At 71.5% G+C, this 20,316-nt stretch carries 19 protein-coding genes and 1 pseudogene; 4 read left to right on the top strand and 16 right to left on the bottom strand.

Translation table 11 applies throughout. The annotated features are described in order from the left end of the window. Positions 1-88: 88 nt before the first annotated feature. From C4V41_RS22465 to C4V41_RS22475, 3 genes are all read right to left on the bottom strand, one after another. A complete protein-coding gene (locus C4V41_RS22465; protein WP_103957843.1) occupies positions 89-745 on the bottom strand; it encodes a response regulator in 657 nt (218 codons plus the stop codon). Positions 746-814: 69 nt separating this feature from the next. Further along, on the bottom strand, positions 815-2,467 hold the full coding sequence (locus C4V41_RS22470) for a serine/threonine protein kinase (protein WP_103957844.1): 1,653 nt from the start codon (positions 2,465-2,467) through the stop codon (positions 815-817). Next, on the bottom strand, positions 2,467-3,945 hold the full coding sequence (locus tag C4V41_RS22475; RefSeq protein ID WP_103957845.1) for a zinc ribbon domain-containing protein: 1,479 nt from the start codon (positions 3,943-3,945) through the stop codon (positions 2,467-2,469). Before C4V41_RS22475 ends, C4V41_RS22470 begins: the two co-directional genes overlap by 1 nt. Before the next feature lie 106 nt (positions 3,946-4,051). Between C4V41_RS22475 and C4V41_RS22480 the strand changes: the two genes are divergently transcribed. Together C4V41_RS22480 and C4V41_RS22485 are read left to right on the top strand one after the other, a co-directional pair. Beyond that, positions 4,052-6,031 carry a hydantoinase/oxoprolinase family protein gene (locus C4V41_RS22480; RefSeq protein ID WP_103957846.1) on the top strand — a complete coding sequence of 660 codons (1,980 nt, stop codon included), beginning with the start codon at positions 4,052-4,054 and terminating at the stop codon, positions 6,029-6,031. Further along, the gene (locus C4V41_RS22485; RefSeq protein ID WP_103957847.1) at positions 6,028-7,686 is read left to right on the top strand and encodes a hydantoinase B/oxoprolinase family protein; all 1,659 of its coding nucleotides are present in this window, start codon (positions 6,028-6,030) and stop codon (positions 7,684-7,686) included. Before C4V41_RS22480 ends, C4V41_RS22485 begins: the two co-directional genes overlap by 4 nt. Here the strand turns inward: C4V41_RS22485 and C4V41_RS22490 are convergent. The 10 genes and pseudogenes from C4V41_RS22490 to C4V41_RS22540 all read right to left on the bottom strand — a co-directional run. Further along, positions 7,676-8,110: pseudogene (locus C4V41_RS22490) on the bottom strand (Uma2 family endonuclease); the annotation flags it as partial. The gene C4V41_RS22485 and the pseudogene C4V41_RS22490 sit on opposite strands and share 11 nt — an antisense overlap. 239 nt (positions 8,111-8,349) lie before the next feature. Beyond that, the gene (locus C4V41_RS22500) at positions 8,350-8,988 is read right to left on the bottom strand and encodes an adenosylcobinamide amidohydrolase (protein ID WP_103957850.1); all 639 of its coding nucleotides are present in this window, start codon (positions 8,986-8,988) and stop codon (positions 8,350-8,352) included. Then, on the bottom strand, positions 8,985-9,758 hold the full coding sequence (locus tag C4V41_RS22505) for an ABC transporter ATP-binding protein (RefSeq protein ID WP_103957851.1): 774 nt from the start codon (positions 9,756-9,758) through the stop codon (positions 8,985-8,987). The genes C4V41_RS22500 and C4V41_RS22505 overlap by 4 nt, the downstream gene beginning before the upstream one ends. Further along, positions 9,755-10,789 carry a FecCD family ABC transporter permease gene (locus C4V41_RS22510; RefSeq protein WP_103957852.1) on the bottom strand — a complete coding sequence of 345 codons (1,035 nt, stop codon included), beginning with the start codon at positions 10,787-10,789 and terminating at the stop codon, positions 9,755-9,757. The genes C4V41_RS22505 and C4V41_RS22510 overlap by 4 nt, the downstream gene beginning before the upstream one ends. Continuing rightward, positions 10,790-11,743, bottom strand: coding sequence for an ABC transporter substrate-binding protein (locus C4V41_RS22515; RefSeq protein ID WP_103957853.1), 954 nt, complete (start codon positions 11,741-11,743; stop codon positions 10,790-10,792). A gap of 207 nt (positions 11,744-11,950) precedes the next feature. Further along, entirely contained in the window at positions 11,951-12,808 is an 858-nt protein-coding gene (locus C4V41_RS22520) for a Gfo/Idh/MocA family protein (RefSeq protein ID WP_103957854.1), read from the bottom strand. A gap of 57 nt (positions 12,809-12,865) precedes the next feature. Continuing rightward, a complete protein-coding gene (locus C4V41_RS22525; protein ID WP_103957855.1) occupies positions 12,866-13,675 on the bottom strand; it encodes an SDR family NAD(P)-dependent oxidoreductase in 810 nt (269 codons plus the stop codon). After that, a complete protein-coding gene (locus C4V41_RS22530; RefSeq protein ID WP_103957856.1) occupies positions 13,672-14,865 on the bottom strand; it encodes a cytochrome P450 in 1,194 nt (397 codons plus the stop codon). Before C4V41_RS22530 ends, C4V41_RS22525 begins: the two co-directional genes overlap by 4 nt. After that, positions 14,862-15,818 (bottom strand): phosphotriesterase family protein, encoded by a 957-nt coding sequence (locus C4V41_RS22535; protein WP_103957857.1) that lies wholly within the window; start codon positions 15,816-15,818, stop codon positions 14,862-14,864. Before C4V41_RS22535 ends, C4V41_RS22530 begins: the two co-directional genes overlap by 4 nt. Continuing rightward, positions 15,803-16,570, bottom strand: a complete 768-nt coding sequence (locus C4V41_RS22540; RefSeq protein WP_103957858.1) for a phytanoyl-CoA dioxygenase family protein — start codon at positions 16,568-16,570, stop codon at positions 15,803-15,805. Before C4V41_RS22540 ends, C4V41_RS22535 begins: the two co-directional genes overlap by 16 nt. 272 nt (positions 16,571-16,842) lie before the next feature. Between C4V41_RS22540 and C4V41_RS22545 the strand changes: the two genes are divergently transcribed. Together C4V41_RS22545 and C4V41_RS22550 are read left to right on the top strand one after the other, a co-directional pair. After that, the gene (locus tag C4V41_RS22545) at positions 16,843-17,763 is read left to right on the top strand and encodes a TIGR03621 family F420-dependent LLM class oxidoreductase (RefSeq protein ID WP_103957859.1); all 921 of its coding nucleotides are present in this window, start codon (positions 16,843-16,845) and stop codon (positions 17,761-17,763) included. Between the two features lie 25 nt (positions 17,764-17,788). Beyond that, positions 17,789-18,373 (top strand): histidine phosphatase family protein, encoded by a 585-nt coding sequence (locus C4V41_RS22550; RefSeq protein WP_103957860.1) that lies wholly within the window; start codon positions 17,789-17,791, stop codon positions 18,371-18,373. Here C4V41_RS22550 and C4V41_RS22555 read toward each other — a convergent pair. The 3 genes from C4V41_RS22555 to C4V41_RS22565 are packed head-to-tail and all read right to left on the bottom strand — an operon-like array spanning position 18,366 to position 20,292. After that, the gene (locus C4V41_RS22555) at positions 18,366-18,629 is read right to left on the bottom strand and encodes a sigma factor (protein ID WP_160150356.1); all 264 of its coding nucleotides are present in this window, start codon (positions 18,627-18,629) and stop codon (positions 18,366-18,368) included. The genes C4V41_RS22550 and C4V41_RS22555 overlap by 8 nt on opposite strands. Next, complete coding sequence (locus tag C4V41_RS22560; RefSeq protein WP_103957862.1) at positions 18,629-19,510, bottom strand: maleylpyruvate isomerase family mycothiol-dependent enzyme; 882 nt, start codon at positions 19,508-19,510, stop codon at positions 18,629-18,631. Before C4V41_RS22560 ends, C4V41_RS22555 begins: the two co-directional genes overlap by 1 nt. A 23-nt stretch (positions 19,511-19,533) precedes the next feature. Continuing rightward, positions 19,534-20,292, bottom strand: a complete 759-nt coding sequence (locus C4V41_RS22565) for a hypothetical protein (RefSeq protein WP_235030304.1) — start codon at positions 20,290-20,292, stop codon at positions 19,534-19,536. Positions 20,293-20,316: the final 24 nt, after the last annotated feature.

The following is a 20,316-nucleotide window of genomic DNA, read 5'->3' on the forward strand; positions in this document are numbered from 1 at the left end:
AAGAATCTCCTGTATCTACCGCCCTATGACGGAAAATATACACACAGACACCCCATGCCTCACCAAACCCTCCCGCATGGTGAGACGGTCAGGCGGCGCCGGGCCGTACGACGCCGGTCTCGTACGCGAACACCACGGCCTGTGCCCGGTCGCGCAGCGACAGCTTCATCAGCACCCGCGCCACGTGCGTCTTGACCGTGGCCTCCCCCACGTACAGGTCCCTGGCGATCTCCGCGTTGGTGAGCCCGCGCGCCAGCAGCCGCAGCACCTCCAGCTCGCGCGGCGTCAGCTCGGCCAGCGCGGGCGCGGGGCGCGGCTCGGCGCGCCCGGCGAACGTGGCGATCACCCGGCTGGTCACGGCCGGGTCGAGCAGCGCGTCACCGGCGTGCACCACCTTGATCGCCTCGATGAGCTGCTCGGGCGGCGAGACCTTCAGCAGGAACCCGCTGGTGCCGGCGCGCAGCGCGGCGTAGAGGTTCTCGTCGGTGTCGAACGTGGTCAGCGTGATGACCTTGGGCGGCGACGGCGCGTCGAGCAGCTCCCTGGCCGCCGACAGGCCGTCGAGCCTGGGCATCGAGATGTCCATGAGGACGATGTCCGGCTGCGTGCGCCGGGCCACGGCGATGGCCTCACGCCCGTCGGCCGCCTCGCCGACGACCTCCATGCCGGGGTCGCTGTCGACGACCATGCGCAGCCCGGCCCTGACCATCGCCTGATCGTCCGCGATCACGATACGAATACCCACACGCGGAGGGTAGACCGCGGGTGCCCGCCTTGAACACCCAGGTCAAGCCGGGCACAAGTGAGTCACAAGTCACGAGACGTGCACGCTCTGCCTGATGCGCGTCTGGGTGGCGTCGTCGCAGGTGGCCTTGGCGCAGAAGTACATGACGAGCATGGTCTTGGGCCGGCGGTCGATCACGTAGCTCACGAAGCCCAGCCGGGTGCCGGTGGCGGGGTCGTGCAGGGCGCCGTCGAAGCGGGTGGCGGGGCTGTTGCCCGCCTGGTCCTGCACGGGTTTGCCGACGTCGACCTGGCCGGGCAGCAGGACCTCCATCTTGGCCTTCATCTGCTCGGAGCTGCCCTTGGAGTCGAGGGTGTCGGAGACCTGGACGTAGATGCCGGAGGCGGCCTCGGGGTCGTCGGCGACGAGTTCGGAGACCTTCGACCAGTCGGCGCCCGGGCCGGCCACGAACAGGGACTCGAACGCGGGGGCCTGCGGCGAGGCGATCGCGAACAGGTCCTGGTGGGTGCGTACCGTCCAGTCGCCCGGATAGTCGAATGTGAGCGGCGCGGCGGCGCTGGTCTTGTAGCGGGACCAGGTGTCGTCCTGGTGGCCCATGATGACGAACGCGACCAGCCCGAGCGCCGCGACGGCGGCGACCAGCGTGGCGGCCACGATCGGGATCCGGCCTGGACGCCCCTTCTTCTTCGCGGGCCGCGCCGGCGGGGCCGCCGCCGCGTGCCGCTCCGGCTGGGCGGGGAGCTGCGGCATGACGTGCGGGCCCGAGTGCGGGCTCGACGTCGGGCGGGGCACGAACGGCTGGTTCGCGCGCGGTCCCGAGCTCGCCCCGGGCGCGTCCAGGTAGTGGGGCCCCGAGCCCGGGCCGCCGAACGGGTCGAGCTGATGCCCGCTGATCGCGTCGCGCAGCTCGGTCACGAACTCGGTGCAGGTCGCGTAGCGCTGCTCGGGCGACTTGGCCAGCGCGCGCATCATCACGGCGTCGATCTGGGGCGGCAGCTCGGGCCTGATCTGCGACAGCGGCGTGGGCTGCTCGGCCAGGTGGGCCCAGAGCAGCGCGATGTCGTTCTCGCGCTGGAACGGCAGCCGCGCCGACAGGGCCTCGTAGACGACGCAGGCCAGCGCGTACTGGTCGCAGCGGCCGTCGATGTGCTCCTTGTTGATCTGCTCGGGCGACATGTACCGGGGCGTGCCGATGAACTGGTCGGTCTGCGTCAGCCCGGAGATCGACGAGCGGTGCTTGGTGATGCCGAAGTCGGTCAGGTAGACGTGGTCGCCGGCCAGCAGGATGTTGGCCGGTTTGACGTCGCGGTGGATCAGGTCGTGCGCGTGGGCGGCGTCGAGCGCGGCGGCGACCTGGGCGAAGATCTGGTTGGCCTGGCCGATCGGCAGCGGCCCGCGGTCGTAGATGAGCCGGCGCAGGTCGAGGCCGTCGACATAGCGCATGGCGATGTAGAGGACGCCGTCGGCGTCGGCGTTGGCCTCGTAGATCGGGATGATGTTGGGGTGCTCGATGCTGGCGACCGTCCTGGACTCCAGGATGAACCGCTGCCTGAACCGGTCATCGACGCTGAGCACCGGGTTGAGGATCTTCAGCGCCACCCGGCGGCTCAACCTCGGGTCGAGTGCCAGGTAGACGACGGCCATGCCGCCTTTGCCGACGATGTCCTCGATGTAGTACCCGGCCACCTCCTGGCCGATCAACGATCTTTCGTTCAATGGCATCACGTCTCGCTGGGGTGGCCGCAGTAGCCGCAGAAGCGGTGCGCCGGTCCGAGCCTCATGCCGCATGAGGTGCAGTATTTGATCGCCGGGTCCGGCGCGGTCATCACCTGTTGCTGTTGCGGGACCACTTGGAACGACTGGGAGCGCCGTACGACCACGGTCTGGTTGGCGCCGTCGTCGAACGGTGGACTGACCGCCAGTGGCTCTGGCGTCTCCGTCTCCTTTTCAGGAGTGCGCCGACGCCACAGCAGATACGCTCCGCCGCCGGCGGCTAGGAAAAGTGCCACCGCGGCCACGACGAACGGCCACAGCGGCGTGGACCCGCCGGCCGGCTCGGTGGCGGCCTTCTTCGTGCCCTGGTCCTCCGGGCCGCCGCGCTTGGCCAGCGAGGTCTTCAGCAGCGCCGCGGCCACCACGTTGCCCGGATAGAGCTCCAGCACCCGCTGGAAGCCGGGCGCGGCCTCGGTGTAGTACTTCGTGTGATAGCGGGTCAGCGCCGCCTCGAAGGCCGTGTCGATCGCGCCTCTGCGCGGCACCACCTTGGCGGCGGCCAGGATGCCGGTGACCTCCCTGACCCCGATCATCTTGCCGTCCTTGCCACCGCCGACCAGCAGGCCGATGACGTGGCCGTTCTTGTCGCCGATCACCGGCGCGCCGACGAGGCCCTTGTCGGCGAGCCCGCCCAGCTTGACCGGCTCGTCCACCTTCTTCTCCGGGTCGGCGAACGGCCTGCCGGCCTCGCCCGCCACGCCGCCCTTGGACAGGTGGGCGATCTCGACCGTGTGCGCGACGTTCGGGCCAGGGCGGCCCAGGAAGCCCGCCACGTTGGTGGGCGCGCCGGCCTGCTCGGGCACCTTGTCGCCGAGCGGCGCGGTCGGCATGCCGACGGAGCCGGCCGCCGGGGCCAGCGGCACGAACACGGCCGGGCTGTCGGGGTCGGGGCCGGCCTTGATGCATTTGACCTTGAAGCCGTCGGTGCTGGGCGGTGAGACGTTGGGGAAGGCCGTGATCTCGGTGGTCACGTCGATGATGCAGGTGGCGGTGCTGGTCTTGGGCGGGTAGCACGCCTGCAGATGGCGGTCGAGCAGGTCGTCGGAGAGTTTGTGCTTCTTGTAGTCGGCCGCGATCTTCACCTTGTGGTGCTCGGCGAAGATCTTGTTGGCCGCGTAGATGGCGACGTCGTTGGGGTTCACCGCCAGGCGTCTGAGCGCGACCATCGTGCCGTCGGGGCTGACGACGGTCGCGGTGCCCTGGGCGAAGGGGATGTCGTAGGACCGCTCCACATGTTTGAGCTGGCTCACATGGTCGAGCAGGGTGATCTTCACCTTGGACACGGCTTCCACCCGCACCACGGCCGGGCTGACCAGGTCGGTGATTCCGCTGGGATGTTCGTGCGCCGCGACCGGCATCGCGGTCAGTGGCACGACGAGGGCCACCGCCACCGCGACACCGCCGGCAAGAGCTGTGAGGCGCGCCATCTCTCCGCTCCAAACGCAAGGACTAGGACCAGGGTCCCAATCGCCTGCCGTAAGTCAATAGACCACTAGATAGACAAGCGCTTGCTCGGGGACATAACGTACCTGAATGGGTTACACGATCGGCGTCGATGTCGGCGGTACCTTCACCGACGTGGTCGTTCGAGGCACGTCGGGCGCGATTTCCGTGGCCAAATGTTTGAGCACCCACTACGACCCCATCGCCGGTATCGTCGCCGGCGTTACGCGCGCGCTCGGCGGCCGCGACCCGTCGCAGGTCACGCGGGTGGTGCACGCCACGACGCTGGCCACCAACGCGATCCTGGAGCGCAAGGGCGTACGTGTCGCCTATGTCACGACTCAGGGCTTTCGTGCCGCCATCCCCCTCGGCCGGTACGCCCGCGTCGAGGAGGACCGATACGACCTCCGTTTCACCCCGCCGCCGCCCCCGGTCGCGCCCGGCGACTGTTTCGAGGTGACCGAGCGGATCTCCGCCCGCGGCGCCGTACTGACGCCGCTGGATCTGGACTCGGTACGCCGCGCCGCGGACGCGATCGCGGCCCGCGGCATCGAGTCGGCGGCGATCTGCCTGCTGCACTCCTACGCCAACCCCGGCCACGAGCGGCAGGTGGCGGAGATCCTGCGCGCCTCGATCCCGAACGTGGTGGCGTCGTCGGAGATCTGGCCGGAGATCCGCGAGTACGAGCGGGCCACCACCACCATCATGTCCGCGTACATCGGCCCGCTGATGGCCTCGTACCTCTCCCGGCTCCGCGAGCGGCTGGCCGAGCTCGGGATCGACGCGCCCATCCACGTCATGGAGTCGAGCGGCGGCGTGATCTCCGCCGAGCTGGCCGCCAGGCGGGCGGTGGCCACGATCGAGTCGGGCCCGGCGGCCGGCGTGCTGGCGGCGGCCGGGGCGGGGTTCGCGGACGTGATCTCGTTCGACATGGGCGGGACCACCGCGAAGACCTGCGTCGTACGCGGCGGCCGGCCCTCGATCACGCACGAGTTCCACGTGGGCGGCAAGGGCAGCTTCGGCGGGCGGCGGGCGGGCACCGGCGTGCCCATCAAGACCCCGGCCATCGACCTGGCGGAGGTCGGGGCGGGCGGGGGCAGCGTGGCCTGGCTGGACCCGGCGGGCGCGCTGCGCGTCGGCCCGCACTCGGCCGGCTCCTCCCCCGGGCCCGCCTGTTACGGCCTGGGCGGGTCGGAGCCGACCGTCACGGACGCGAACCTGGTGCTCGGCTACCTGTCCTCGGCGTCGATCCCGCTGTCGCCCGCGCTCGCGGACAAGGCCCTGGACCGGCTGGCGGGGCCGCTGGGGGTGTCGCGGGCGGAGGCGGCGTACGCGGTGCACGAGATCGTCAGCGCCTCGATGGCCTCGGCGGTGCACGTGGTGACGGTCCAGCGGGGCATCGACCCGCGCGGCTTCGTCCTGGTGGGCTTCGGCGGCGCGGGCCCGATGCACGCGGCGCGGGTGGCGGAACGGTTCGGGATCGGGACGGTGGTGGTGCCCGCCTACTGCGGGGTGGCCTCGGCGGCGGGGCTGCTGTCCGGCGCGCTGTCGACCGACCGCGTCCTGTCCCGCCTTGACGCCGGCGACCCGGAGGCCGTTTTCGCCGCCCTGGCCGCGGAGGCCGCCGCCGACCTGGGGGTGCCTGACGCGGAGGTCGCACGGTCGGTGGACGTCCGTTTCGCGGGCCAGTCCCACGACCTGACCGTCGACTGGTCCGCCGACCGGGCGGCCCTGGACGCCCGCTTCTTCCAGCGGTACGCGGAGGTCTACGGCATCACGCAGCGCGGCGAGACCGAACTGGTCAGCTACCGCGTCCGCGTCACGGTCCCCGCCGGCCCCGCCCCGGCCGCCCGGCCACCGACGGGCGGCACGGTGTGGCCCCGCCCACGCCTGGCCTACTTCCCCGAACTCGGCGGCTACACCGAGGTGCCGGTGCACACCCGCGACACCATCGACCAGGACGGGCCGGCCATCGTCGAGGACGCCGAGTCCACGATCGTCGTCCCGCCCGGCTGGCACGCCGCCCGCACCTCGTCGGGCGCCGTGCACCTCACCAGGAGGGCCGGATGACCGACGCGCTGACCGCCGAGGTGCTCAGGAACGCCCTGGTCGTGGCGGCGGAGGAGGCCAGCATCGTGGTGGTGCGGTCGGCGTACTCGACGTTCATCGTCGAGGGCTCCGACGCCTCCGCCGCCATCCTCGACGCCGGCGGCCGGATGATCGCCCACTCCATGGCCACCACGCTGATGAACAGCATGGCGCTCAAGGTCGCGCTGCCCGAGCTGATCGCGGACATCCCCCTCGCCACCATGCGCCCCGGCGACGTGTACGTCCTCAACGACGCCTACCGGGGCGGCGTCCACACCAACGACCTGCTCGTCTACCGCCCCGTGTTCGTCGGCGAGACCCCGGCCTACTTCACCGCCACCATGATCCACGTGTCCGACCTGGGCGGCCTGTCGGCGGGCGGCATGGCGCCGCTGGCCACCGACATCTTCCTGGAGGGCCTCCAACTGCCCCCGGTACGCCTGGCCACCGCCGACGGCATCGAGCCGGCCATCGAGGCCGTACTGAAGGCCAACAGCCGCACTCCGGACAAGGTCATGGGCGACGTACGGGCTCTCGTGGCCGGGACCGCGGTGGCCGCCGCCCGGCTGGAGGCCCTGGCCGCCGAGTACGGGGTCCGCGGCCTGGCGAAGGGCATCGACGACTACCTGGACCACACCGAGACCCGGACCCGCGCGGCCCTCGCGGAGCTGCCGAGAGGCCGGTTCGAGGCGGCGTACCCGATCGACGACGACGGAATCGAACCCGGCCGCGCGCACCACGTCCGGGTGGCCGTCACCCTGGGCGAGCGCGCCGTCCTCGACTTCACCGGCACCGATCCGCAGGTCCCCGCCGCCATCAACGCCTCGGCCTCGCAGTCCCTGGCCGCCGCCGTCTTCGCGGTGCGCTGCTTCCTGGACCCCGCGATCCCCATGAACGAGGGCTGCCTGCGCGCCATCGACGTGCTCCTGCCGGAGGGCTCTCTGCTCAACGCCCGCTCCCCCTACCCCTGCGGCGGCCGGTACGTCCCCATCTATGCCGCCATGGAGGCCGTCTTCCAGGCGATGTCCGACGCGGTGCCCGAGCGGGCGATCGCGGCCAGCGGGATCCTGCAGCCGTTCTCGATCGCGGCCGTCGGGGCGCCGTACTGGATCCATCTGTCGTACGACTTCGGCGGGGTGGGCGCCCGGCGCGGCCTGGACGGGCCGGACGCGACCGGCGTGCACTTCGGCATCGGCCGCAACTCGGTGCCGCAGGCGGAGCCGGTGGAGAGCCGCTGCCCGCTGATCGTGGAGTCGATCGAGACGATCCCGGACTCGGGCGGACCCGGCCGGCATCGGGGCGGGCTGGGGTCACGAACGGTGTACCGGTTTCTGGCGGACTGCCACGTCACGACGCGCGGCGACCGGCTCCGGCTGGCGCCACCGGGGCGCGACGGAGGGCTGCCGGGACGACTGGGCGGCTTCTACAAGCGGCACCTGGACGGGGTGGTGGAGCGGCTCGCGTCAAAGGTGAACAACGTCCGGTTCGCGGCCGGGGAGGCGTTCATCGTCGAGACCACGGGCGGCGGCGGCCTCGGCCCACCGGGCGAACGGGACCGCGAGGCGATCCTGGCCGACCTCGACGCCGGGCGCGTATCGGCGCGAGGAGCGGCAGAGGACTACGGGATCAACCTCTGAGTCGCATCAGGTCGGCGGGATCGAAGGTCGCACGGAAGGGCGACGACAACGTGACCGTCTCTCCGGCCTTGTAGACGATGGGTCCCTCGTAGGTGCGTCCGTCGAGTTCGTAGACGTAGATCCTCGGCCCTTCCATGGGCTCGATGCGCCAGTAGAGGGGAATGCCCGCCTCCGCGTATGCGGCCACCTTGGAGGATCTGTCATGAACCTTGCTGCTCGGGCTGACCACCTCCACGGCGAGGAGCAGGTCGCTGGGGTCGTACATCAAATCCACCGCCTCTGACACCTCCTCGGGCACGACGACGAGGTCGGGAATGTAGAGGTCCTCGTTGCTCGGCCTGACATTGACGGTCGTCAAGCACTCAAGCTCGGGTGGCGCCGCGGTCTGGAGGATCATCAGGAGTCTGGTGATCACACGCTGGTGCCGGGGGGTGGGGCAGGGCTCACTACTAGGCTCCCGTTGAAGAGCTCATATCGGTTCCCGTCGTCCGGGAACTTGAGCAGGTCGTCGACAGTGAACGGCGGCGCGCCGGGGAGAACCGTGCGCCTCGGGGCCGGCTCGCCCACGGCCGATCCGGTTGTCGGTTCGATCGTTGCCATTGCGGTCACCTGCTCAGTATCGGGAGTCACGCCCTCGCGCACATGCTACTTCCCCCAATTCCATCACTTTGAGTGACGAGGCCGCCACTCTTCGGCTCCGCGCCGTACCGCCGTGTGGACGGCCCGCGCGATCCGGGCGCCGTATTCGGACCGTGGCCCGGCGAACAGCTCCTCGGGTCCTTCGACGGGCACCGCCACGCACACCGCGTCCGAGGCCGTCCCCGTGCCCGCGAAGCCCGCCTCCATCAGCGCCTGCGACTTCGCCTCCGTCACCGTCATCACGGTGTTGACCAGCGCCGCGTCCGTCATCGCGACCGGCACGGCCACCATGATGTTGATCGTGCCCACCCGGATGGGCGCCAGCTCCGGGTCCTGGCCGCCCTCGGGGGCGGCGGCCCACGTGGGCACGCGCAGCCCGACCGTGGCGTACGCCGAGACGCCCCCGTCGGAGGCCCGGACGTACCGGTCGACGGAGGCGGCGGTCATCATGCCGACCCCGTTTCCGCCCGGCCCGAGCGACACCAGGTGATCGACCGGGTCCATGCGCGAATACCCGGCCACGACCTGCGCGTTCAGCACCCACTCGCGGACCCCGATGCCGCCCCCGAGCATCGCCGAGGAGATCATTCGCCAGCCGGGCCCGAACTCCCACAGCAGCGCCCCGAGCCTGGCCCCCTCCTCGACCCGATATGTGAGCTTCACGGCCCTCCCCTGACCAGGTGCACGACGGGCCGGCCGTCGGGCCCGGGCTCGATCTTCACATGGGCGTCGAAGTGCCGCCCCACGAGCGCCTCGGTCAGCACCTGGGCGGGCGTGCCGGCGGCCACGGCGCGGCCCTCCGCCAGCAGCAGGAGCGCGTCGGCGTAGAGCCCGGCGACGGTCAGGTCGTGCAGGGTGGTGACGACGGTCAGCCCGTCGGCTCGGCGCAGCCGGTCCACCAGCTCAAGGACCTGCTGCTGGTGCCCGAGGTCCAGCGCGGTGGTCGGCTCGTCGAGCAGCAGCACGGGGGCCTCCTGCGCGAGCGCCCTGGCGAGCACCACGCGCTGCCGCTCCCCGCCGCTCAGCTCCCCGACCCGCCGCCCGGCCAGCTCGGTCAGGTCCAGCCGATCGAGTACGGATTCCGCCACCGCCCGGTCGTGCCCGCTCTCCCGCCCCAGATACGGGATGTACGGCGTCCGTCCCAGCAACGCGTAGTCGAACACCGTCATGTCGGGCGGCAGCCCGGGCGTCTGCGGCGCGTACGCCACCAGCCGTGCCCGCTCCCGCGGCTTGAGCGCCCCGCCCGGCCGGGAGTCGAGCGTGACCTCGCCCCGGTGCGCGACCAGCCCCATGACGGCCTTGAGCAGAGTGGACTTGCCGGCCCCGTTCGGCCCGATGATGGCCAGCCACTCGCCCCTGCGCACCGTCAGGTCCACGCTGTCGAGGACGTCCCGCTCGCCAAGCCGTACGGTGAGCCCAGTGGCCCCGATCATGTGACCGCCCGCCTGGTCATGCGCAGGACGCCCACGAAGAACGGCGCCCCCACGAACATCGTCACCACCCCGATCGGCAGCTCGGCCGGCGCGATCACGGTACGGGCGACGAGGTCGGCCAGCACCAGGAACGCCGCCCCGCCGATCAGCGAGAGCGGCAGCACGATCCGGTACGAGCCGCCCGCCAGCCGCCGCACGACGTGCGGGATGACGATGCCCACGAACCCGATCAGCCCGCTCACCGCCACCGCCGCCGCGGTGGCCAGCGAGGCCGCCAGCAGCACGGTGAACCGCACCCGGGCCGCCCGCACACCGAGGCTCATGGCCTCCTCGTCGCCCACGGACAGCACGTCGAGCATGCGCCCGTGCAGCAGGAGCAGGACGGCGGAGACGGCGGCGTACGGCAGGACGAGCCAGAGCTGGTCCCACCCGCCGCCGACGTCGCCGAGGATCCACGCGTAGATGCGCTGCAGCTCCTCGACCTTGAACTGCTGGATGAACGTCTGGATCGCGGTCAGGAACGAGGTGACCGCGACCCCGGCCAGCACCAGCGTGGCCGTCCCGCCGGCGCGCCCGGCGGTGTTGCCCAGCGTGTACGCCAGGAACACCCCGCCCACGGCCCCGATGAAGGCCGCGATCGGGATGGATCCCTCCACGGCGGGCAGCAGCACGATGGCCGCCGTCGTCGCCAGCCCGGCCCCGGCCGCGGCCCCGAGCAGGTACGGGTCGGCCAGCGGATTGCGGAAAACGCCCTGGTACGCCGCCCCCGCCACCGCCAGCAGCCCGCCGACCACGGCGGCGACCAGCACCCGGGGCAGCCGCAGCTCGAACAGCAGCCCCTCCTCGACGGGCGCGAGCCCGGCGTCCACGTCGGTGAACGGCAGCCAGTCCACGACCTGGAGCACGACCTGCCAGGGCGAGATGTCGGCGGCGCCGTCGAGGAGCCCGGCGACCATGCAGGCGGCCAGCACGCCCAGGGCCGACAGCACCCACAGGGGTTTGGCCCTGGCCGGGCCGGCCTGCGTCACCATCTAGCTGGTGCCGGCCTTGGCCACGGCGGCGCCGATGGACTCGGCGAGCTGGACCACGCGCGGCCCCCACCGGGAGGCGAGGTCGTCGTCGAGCAGGACGACCTGGTCGTTCTTGATCGCGGACAGGCCCGCCCAGCCTGGCCGCTTGGCCAGCGTCTCCTTGCTCTGCTGACAGCACTTGACGTCCGCCAGGAAGATCAGGTCGGGGTCGGCCTGGGCCACGAACTCGGCCGACAGCTTGGGGTAGCCGCCCGCCGCGTCGGGGGCCTTGTCGGCGACGTTGGTCAGGCCGAACATGGCGTAGACCTGGCCGATGAACGTCTTGGACGTGGCGGCGTAGGGCGTCTGGTCGAGCTCGTGGTAGTAGGTGAACCTCTTGTCCTTGGGCGCCTCGGCGGCCAGTTTCTCCATGGCCGTCTTCATGCCGGCGACGACCTCGTCGGCCTTGGCCTTGTTGCCGGTGGCCGCGCCGATCTCGGTGATCTCCTCGTACGCCTCGTCGAGCTTGGTCGCGGCCGGCTGGAGCAGCACCGGCACGTTGACCTTGCCCAGCTCGGCGACGACCTTGTCGAGGTCGTCGGAGAGGATCACGAGGTCGGGCTTCTGGGCGACGATGGCCTCGACGTTCGGCTTGAAGCCGGACAGGTCGGTCTTCGGGGCCTCCGGCGGGAAGTTCGAGCGGTCGTCGACGGCGACGACCTGGGGGCCCGCGCCGATCGCGAAGAGCGTCTCGGTGTGGGTGGCCGACAGCGAGACGATCCGCTCCGGCTTCTTGGTGAGGGTGACCGCGCCGTTGCCGGCCTCAACGGTGACAGGGAAATCACCTGAGGCGGTGGCGGGGGCGGAGGTGGCGGGGGTCGCTGAAGGGGAGGCCGAGGTGCCGGTCTGACCACAACCGGCCAGGACGAGCGTTCCCAGCAGCGCGCCCGCGAGAGCCGTGCGTACGGGTCTCACGAGTAGTCCTTTCACACTGTTCGGAACCGAGAGACCCGCGTCGAACGACGGATCACCCTTTTCCACGAGGGTTGATGACGTCAGCGCAGCGGCAGGCGACCTGGCTATGACAGTTGCGGGACAGCGCCGGACTCGCACCGGACTTCGCTGCGGCACTGCGCGGAAGTACGTCCTCGAAGGTTATCAATGCCCGAGATGGCGGCCGCGTCAAGGGGCGAGTTGGGACTCCGCCTCGGCGATGATCTTCTGGATCCGCAGGCCGTGGGCGGCGTCGAGGGGGTGCCCGCCGCCACCGCGCACGGTCTGGGCGAACTCCTCGGCGATCGTCTCCAGGGGGTCGTCGTCGAAGGGCAGGAGGACGGCGTTGCCGGTGCGGCCGTACACGGCGACGGTGGCGGGCGGCAGGTCGCCGACGGCGGCCATGCACAGGGACACCTCGCTGACGCCGCCGTTCTCGTGCTCCAGCAGCAGCCCGGTCCAGCCGAGCGGGTTGCCGTGCGCGCGTACGCCGGTGATCGGGCCTAGGGCCGCGTCGAGGAGGTCGATCACGTGCGGGCCGACGTCGAGCAGCACGCCGCGCTGCAGCCGCCAGGGGGTGGCGTAGGGGTGGTCGCCGATCAGGGCGCCGGAGATGTTGGCGGCGTGGCCGCCGAACGGCTGGATCTGGCCGCAGCGGGCCAGGAAGGTACGGGTCTGGGTGGCGTAGCGCAGGGTGAGGACCATCTGGGAGGCGACCCCGGTCTCGGCGACGGCGTCGGCGACGCGCCTGGCGTTGTCGAGGGAGTCGGCGAGCGGCTTCTCCAGCAGCAGCGCCTTGCCGGCGCGGGCGGCACGGACGGCGAACTCGGCCTGTACGGCGGGCGGCACGCAGAACGCCACGGCCTCACAGGCGTCGAACAGCTCCTCGACCCGCGTGAACACGGGCGCGCCGAGCAGGGCGGCGTTCTCGGGCCTGCGCGCCCAGACCCCGGCCAGCCGGGTGTGCGGCCCCTTGGCCAGCATCGGCGCGTGCGCCTCACGGGCCCATGGCCCCGCCCCGATCAGCCCGACCGCCACCGGCTCCATACACCCTCCAAGATTTGCCCGAAGACCACCTTATTGGGCATATCTCCCCTGATCGGGTCAGAAGGAACCTTGATCGCGCCACTGCTGGACGGCGTGCTGGGGGCGGTGAGCGAGGGTGCCGGAGTCGATGACGAGGGTCTGACCGGTCACGCAGCGGGAGTCGTCGCTGGTCAGGAAACACACCAGGGCGGCCACGTCCTCGACCGTGCAGGGCCAGGGCAGCAGGCGTTCCGCCTCCTTGTCGGCGAGCTGGGCGGGCGTGAGGGCCCGCTGGGCGGCCTGGGTCAGGACGAGGGCGGGCGCGATGGCGTTGCAGCGGACGCCGCGCGAGCCGTACGTGGTGGCGACGTAGCGGGTGAAGCCGATCAGGGCGGCCTTGGAGGAGCCGTAGGCGGCGTGCCGCGTGTCCCCGACCAGGGCGGACACCGACGAGGTCAGGACGATGGCGCCGCCGCCGGGCATGGCGGGGACCGTGTGCTTGACCATGAGCATGGCGCCGCGCAGGTTGACCTCCATGGTGCGGTCCCAGACGGCGACGTCCAGGTCGTCGAGATGGCCGTCGCGGCCGTACACGTCGTGGTCGAGGACGGCGGCGTTGGAGTGCAGCACGTCCACCCGGCCGAACGACGCGACCAGGGCCGCGACCGCCTCCTCCACCTGCTTCTCGTCGGAGACGTCGCAGGTCAGGGCCATCGCGGTGCCGCCGTCGCCGCGGATGGCGGCGGCGGTGGCCTTGGCGCTCGCGGAGCGCAGGTCGAGCACGCCCACGCAGGCGCCCTCGGCGGCCATCCTGGCGGCGCAGGCCGCGCCGATGCCGGAGCCGGCGCCCGTCACCAGCGCGACGCGGCCGTCGAAGCGCCCGCTCACCACTCCACCAGCAGGGAGGGCAGGCCGCGGCCGACGATCGATCTGCGGTAGGCGATCTCCTGACCGGGGGCGAGCCGCAGGCCGGGCAGGCGGCGGCCGAGCACCTCCAGCGCGGTACGCAGTTGCAGGCGGCCGAGCGCGGCCCCGACGCAGAAGTGGATGCCGTAGCCGAAGACCATGTGCTCGGCGGCGTTCGGCCGGTCGATGACGAAACGGTCGGGGTCGGGGAAGACGGTCTCGTCGTGGGCGGCGGAATCGGTGGAGAGCAGGACGAGTGAGCCCTGCGGGATGTCCACGCCGTGCGTCGTGAGGTCGGCGGCCGCGTACCTGAAGGAGCCCAGTGACGCCCCGTCGATGCGCATGCACTCCTCGGAGGCGCCCGCCACCAGCGGCGGCGGCACCGGCCACGCGTCCTCCCGCAGCAGGCGCAGGACGGTGTTGCCGAGCTGGTTCGGCACGGTGTCGTTGCCGCCGAGCAGGATCGTGGAGATCAGCTCGACCACCTCGCGGTGGCTCAGCTCCTCGCCGATCAGGGACGTCATCAGCGAGGTGAAGTCGTCCTTCGGGTCCTTGGCCCGGGCGGCGACCAGGCGGTCCACGTAGTCGAGGTAGGTCAGGAAGCTGCCGGCCAGCTCAAGCTGGCGCTCCGGCGGCTGCGGCGACAGGAAGAGCTGGAACCAGTCCTTGACGTGCGACTGCACGAACGCCTCGTCGGACTCGGGCACCCCGATGAAGCGGGCGGTGAGCTTGACCGACGGCTCGTGGCCGATCTCGGTGACGAAGTCGGCGTGCCCGCGCGGGGCCAGCCGGTCGAGCAGGTCCTCGTTGAGCCGGCGGAACTCCTGCTCCATGGCGGCGACCGCGCGCGGCGTGAACGCCTTGGACACCGACCGGCGCAGGCGGGTGTGGTCGGGCGGGTCCACGTTCGCCACGAAGCTGGACAGGAACGAGCCGTGCTCGCCCAGCTTCTCCTTCGTCTCCGTGGTGAGGCTGCGCGAGATCGTCAGCGAGCCCTCGGAGGAGAAGCGCCGCGGGTCGCCGTACGCGGCGCGGACGTCGGCGTAGCGGGTCAGCACGTACGCGCCCAGGTGCTCGCTGCGGAACACCGGCGCCCGCTCGCGCAGCCTGGCGAGGAAGGCGTAGGGGTCGGCGACGTGCCAGTCCGCGCCGACGTCGAAGTCCTCTCTCATGCGAAGATCCTCCGCGGGTTGTCGACGAGCATCTGGTGGATCTGGCCGTCCGTGACGCCTCTCTTGCGCAGCGCGGGCAGCACGTCGCGGGAGACGTGGAGGAGGTGGTAGTTGGGGTGACGTTGTCGTACGACGTCGGCGTCGAAGCGGTCGTTGAAGCAGTACGAGTCGTGACTTAACACCATTTTTCCGGCGTGACCGCGCTCGCACATCGCCGCCACCACCGCCACCCGATCCTCGAACGGGCTGATCGTCTCGATCCCGAACCGGTCCATGCCCAGGTACGAGCCGTTCGCGACCAGTTCCTCCAGGTACGCCACGTCGGTCGAGTCCCCCGCGTGCCCGATGACCACCCGGCCCAGGTCCACGCCGAGCGAGGCGAGCAGCTTCTGTTGTTCGAGGCCGCCCTTGGAGGCGCTGTGGGAGTGCGTCGTGATGGGCGTGCCCGTCTCCACGTGCGCCTCGGCGACCGCCCTGAACACCCGCTCGCACCCCTTGGTCATCCCCAGGTGGTCGGAGGCGCACTTCAGCATGCCCGCCTTGACGCCGGTCCTGCCGATCCCCTCGACGATGTCCCTGACGAAGAACTCGGCCAGCCGGTCCGGCCCCCCGAACAACGAGCCCGGCCCCCGGTTGCCGAAGTAGGGCGGCAGCGCGTCGTAGGTGTAGAGGCCGGTGGCGGCCACGATGTTCACGCCGGTCAGCTCGGCGACCCGTCGCACCGCCGGGACGTAGCGGCCCAGGCCCACCACCGTGAGGTCGACGATCGTGTCGACGCCCTCGGCCTTGAGCGCGTCGAGCTTGCCCGCCGCCTCACGCGCCCGCGCCTCCAGGTCCCACTCCTCCGGGATGTCGGGCCAGTTCCAGAGGATCTCCGGGCTCAGGCCGAAGACGTGCTCGTGCATGAGCGTCGCCCCGAGGTCGGCGACCGGGCCCCTCACGGTCTCAGGCACGGGAACCTCTCGTGCTCGAACGGCCGGTTGACCTCCAGGCCGAGCCCGTCGGTCTGCTTGTAGGGCAGGCCGGTGTAGAGGGCGTCGGCGTCGAAGTAGGTGACGGTGAACGACAGGCGCGGGCTGTCGCGGCGGTTGGCGGGCGCGCCGTGCACGGTCAGGGCGTGGTGCACGGTGGCGTCGCCCGCCCTGAGGTCGAGCGGCGGTGACAGCTCCAGCTCCTTGAGCCACGGGTGCTGGCTGAGCTGGTCGTCGCCGGGCTTGGTGAAGCTGCGGCCGAGCAGCCCGTGGCGGTGCGAGCCGTCGTAGAAGCGCAGCGACCCCATGTCGGCGGGCACGTCGGCCAGGGCCAGCCACACGGTCAGCATCGCAGAACGGTCCATCGGCATCCAGGGGAAGTCCTGGTGGAACTCGGTGGCGCCGTGCTCTCCCGCCTCCTTGACCAGCAGGTTGGTGACCTGCACGCGCACGGCCCGCACCCCTCGCAGCAGCGCCACGGCGTTACGTCCCATGGTGGGGCTCATCGTCAGCGCGCCGAACAGCTCGTCACTCCGGCCGACGTCCCTGGACTGCCCGAACGCCTGGTCGACCAGGTTCTGGTGCCGCGTGGACCGCTCGGCCAGAAACCCGGCCGCCCGCTCACGCAGGGCCTCGGCGACCTCCGGCTCGACCAGCCGGCCCAGGCGCACCCAGCCGTGCTCCCCGAAGAACTCCGCCTCATCGTCCGTCACCAGGCGTACCGGGATCTCCATGCGGCTTAGTCTGCCACCTGAGCAAGCGCTTGGTAAGTCTCTTTCTCATCGGCCCACCGGATCGGCCGGCCAGAAGGCGACGCGCGCCGTGCGCCCTCCAGGACCTCGACGACGATCGCGGCATCCCCCCTTGGGAAGCTCGCTGTCACGGCCGATGGGCGAGGTGACCCATCGCCACCTGGCACGCACCGCAGTCGATCGACTCCTGTCCGACATGTCATTGGACGGGTAGAGTTGCGGCCAAGCGCTTGCTCAAATCCCGGGAGGTACGTGTGCGGCGGTTCAGGTTCGGGGCTGTGGTGCGGGAGGCCGGGTCGGGGAAGGCGTGGGCCGAGAAGGCCAGGCGGCTCGAAGGGGCCGGGTTCGAGGTGCTGCTGGTGCCCGACCACCTCGTGGGCCCCCGGTTCGCCCCCATCGCGGCGCTGACGGCGGCGGCCTGTGCCACCACCCGGCTGCGGGTCGGCACCCTCGTCTTCGCCAACGACTTCCGGCATCCGGCCGTGCTGGCCAAGGAGGCGGCCACGCTCGACCTGCTGTCCGACGGCCGGCTGGAGGTCGGGATCGGGACCGGGTGGATGGCGGGCGACTACGCGGGCGCCGGGCTGACGCTGGAGCCCCCCGGGGTGCGCGTCGGGCGGTTGCGGGAGGCGCTCGCCGTGCTCAAGGGGCTCTGGGGCGAGGGGGCGTTCAGTTTTCGGGGCGAGCACTATCGCATCGACGGGCTGGAACAGAGCCCGAAGCCGGTGCAGCGGCCGTGGCCGCCGCTGGTGATCGGCGGGGGCGGGCCCCGGATGTTGCGGCTGGCCGCCGAGGAGGCCGACGTGGTGAACCTCGGGATGCGGGTCAAGGGCGACGGCAGCGGGCCCGACCCCAGGGACGGCGGTGGTGCGGCGTTCCTGGGCAAGATCGCGGCCGTGCGGGAGGCGGCCGGGAAGCGGTACGAGCGGCTGGAGCTGGGCACGAGCGTGGTGCAGGTGGGTGAGCGCAAGGCGGAGGAGGCGTGGAGCGCGGCCGACAGCTCGGCGCTGGACGAGACGCCGCAGGTGTTGCTGGGGACGCGGCAGGACATCGCCGACAAGCTTCGGCACTGGCGGGATGAGCATGATGTTTCGTATTTCGTGGTGCATCATGAGCGCGACCTGGCCGCCTTCACGCCTGTCATCGAGGAGCTCGCAACCCCTCGTCGGCCGTGAAGAGGGCGTGCCGGATGATGGGGGCATGAACGAGATGCTGCTGCTCCGGCACGGAGAGACCGAATGGAGCAAGGCGGGTAAGCACACCGGCCGCACGGACCTGCCTTTGACGGAGCACGGCGAGGAGCAGGCCAGGGCGCTGGCGCCCCTGGTCAAGGAGCCGTTCGACCTGGTGCTGGTCTCCCCTGCCCAGCGCGCGGGACGGACGGCCGAATTGGCGGGGCTGAGCGCGTACGAGGTGGATGACGATCTTTGGGAGTGGGACTACGGCGGTTATGAGGGGCTCACCACGCCGGAGATCCGTGAGACGCGCCCCGGCTGGTACCTGTGGCGGGACGGTGTGACCCCCGGCGACGCCGAGCATCCCGGCGAGGGCGCCTCCGAGGTGGCCGTGCGCGCCGACCGGGTGATCCGGCGGGCCCTGGCGGCCGAGGGACGGGTGGCGCTGGTGGCGCACGGGCACTTCCTGCGGGTGCTGGCCGCCCGGTGGCTGCGCCTGGCGCCCGAGGAGGGCAGGCTGTTCAAGCTGGACACCGGCACGTATTCGCGGCTCGGGTTCGAGCACGCCGAGCCCGTGCTGACGGCCTGGAACGCCCCTGTGGTCAGCTGACCTTCAAGCGGAGGGCCGACTCGTGCAGGGCCCGGCTCACCAGCCAGCCGCGTAGTGAGCCGAGGCTCGGGTCGTAGGACAGGGGGCGCTCCCAGAGGGCGACGAACACGCTCTGGGTGACCTCTTCGGCGTGCGCCTGGCTGCCGGTGACCTTGACCGCTACCCCGTAGACGTAAGAGCCGTGCTGGTCGTAGGCGTCGGCCAGCGCGTCGAGGTCGCCGGCCGTCAGTCGTGCGCACAGCTCCATGTCGCTCATCAGTCGCATCCCAGCGTGGCGGCGGCGCGGATCAGGTCGCGGGCGAGGGCGGGGTCGCCCTCGGCGGCGTACGGGAAAGCGTCGGGCGAGCACCGGTTGGCCAGCAGGCGGCAGAAGGCCACCGCGTCGGCCGAGATGAGCACCGCCACGTGGTCGGATGAGGGTGAGAGCGGGATCGTCCACGTGCCGCCGCCGGGGCCGGTCAGCACCATGGTGGCGGAGACGTCGCGGCGCGGGCCCTTCATCGCGCGCGGCAGCAGCGCGAGGCCGAACTCGGCGATCATGTGCACGTGCCCGGGACGCGGCGGCTCACCTGGGCGGCCGGTGGCGGCCCTGAGGTCGTCGGCGTGCGTCCAGGTCTCGAAGGTGCGCTGGATCATGGCCTGGCGCAGCGGCGCGCGGGCGGGGCGCGCCCCGGCCAGCGCCACCTCGACGCCGAGCAGCACCTCGCTGCTCGCCGAGACCCGCTCCAGCAGCGATCCGGCCTGGTCGCGCCAGCGCCGGTGCAGCGGCGCCGCCGGCGCGCCGGACACCCCCATGAACGCGGCCACGGTGGCGTCGTTGGCCGCCAGGTGCTCGATCATGCCCCTGACGGTGCCGTGCCTGGCGACCGGGGCCTCCCACTGCGACGCGCTCAGGTCGGCGAGCAGGTCGTCCATGAGCGCGACCTGCTCGGCGTAGGGAGCGGCCACGGAGGCGACGCTCAGCACGGCGGGGGTGCGGCGGCGGCGGGCCAGCGACAGCACGGCCTCGCGCAGCGCGGGCGGCGGCTCGATCGCCGTCTCCGGCTGGTCGAGCAGCGCGATGGCCGTACTGCAGTGGGGACACGAGGCGACGTGGTCGTCGGGGCTCTGCCCGTTGTAGAGGTATGAGTCCGTCATGGCGGCCACCTCCGCAGCCGACGCTAACCCGGCGGTTCCCCCAGAGCCAGGCGGCAGCCGGGGAACGGTGCCAGAAGCGTCTCACGCCAGGGGCCTTCTAGGTAGTCGCGGGCCCGTTTTCCCCATTCCAGCAGCCGGGAGTCGGGCGCCACCTCGTCGTCGAGGCCCAGTGCGGCGTCGCGGGCGCGCTGGGTGGCCAGGTGGTCGTCGAGCGAGACGGCCCAGATGGTGACCGCCTCGGTGTCGCAGAACAGCACCTCGTACAGGCCGGTGAGGGTGTGCCCGTGCTCGGCCAGCAGCGGGGCGCGTTCGGTGCGTACGGCGTGCAGGTAATCGAGCGCGGCCCCGGGGCGTACCCGGGCGCTCTCGAAGAGGTAGAGCTCGGCGGCGGGCGCCCCGGACAGCGGCGGGCACCCCGGCGCGGCGCCGAGCGGCCGGGAGAACGCCGAGAAGCGCAGGTCGTCGATGTCGGACAGGAACAGGCGCTCGTCCACGCCCTGGTAGATCTCCATCATCTGCCGCCAGCCGCCGTCCCACCCGCCGTGGCAGTCCCAGAGCGTGACGGCCTTGAACTGCGGGTGGCCGGTGATCCCGACCGCGTAGAAGGCGCCCACGAGGTCGATCTCGCGGGACCTGATGGACATGCCGGAGGTGAGCGAGGGCGCGGTACGGCTCTCGTCCTCGCGTTTGTAGCGGGTCAGCCAGGTCAGGTACTCCAGTGGCCGCCTGGAGTTCATCGGCCGGAAGTCGACCTCCTCGATCAGGTGGATCGCGCGCCGCACCACGCCTCCTCTACCAAGCGATTG

The sequence above is a fragment of the Nonomuraea solani genome (genome assembly GCF_900108335.1).
Lineage (GTDB): Bacteria > Actinomycetota > Actinomycetes > Streptosporangiales > Streptosporangiaceae > Nonomuraea > Nonomuraea solani.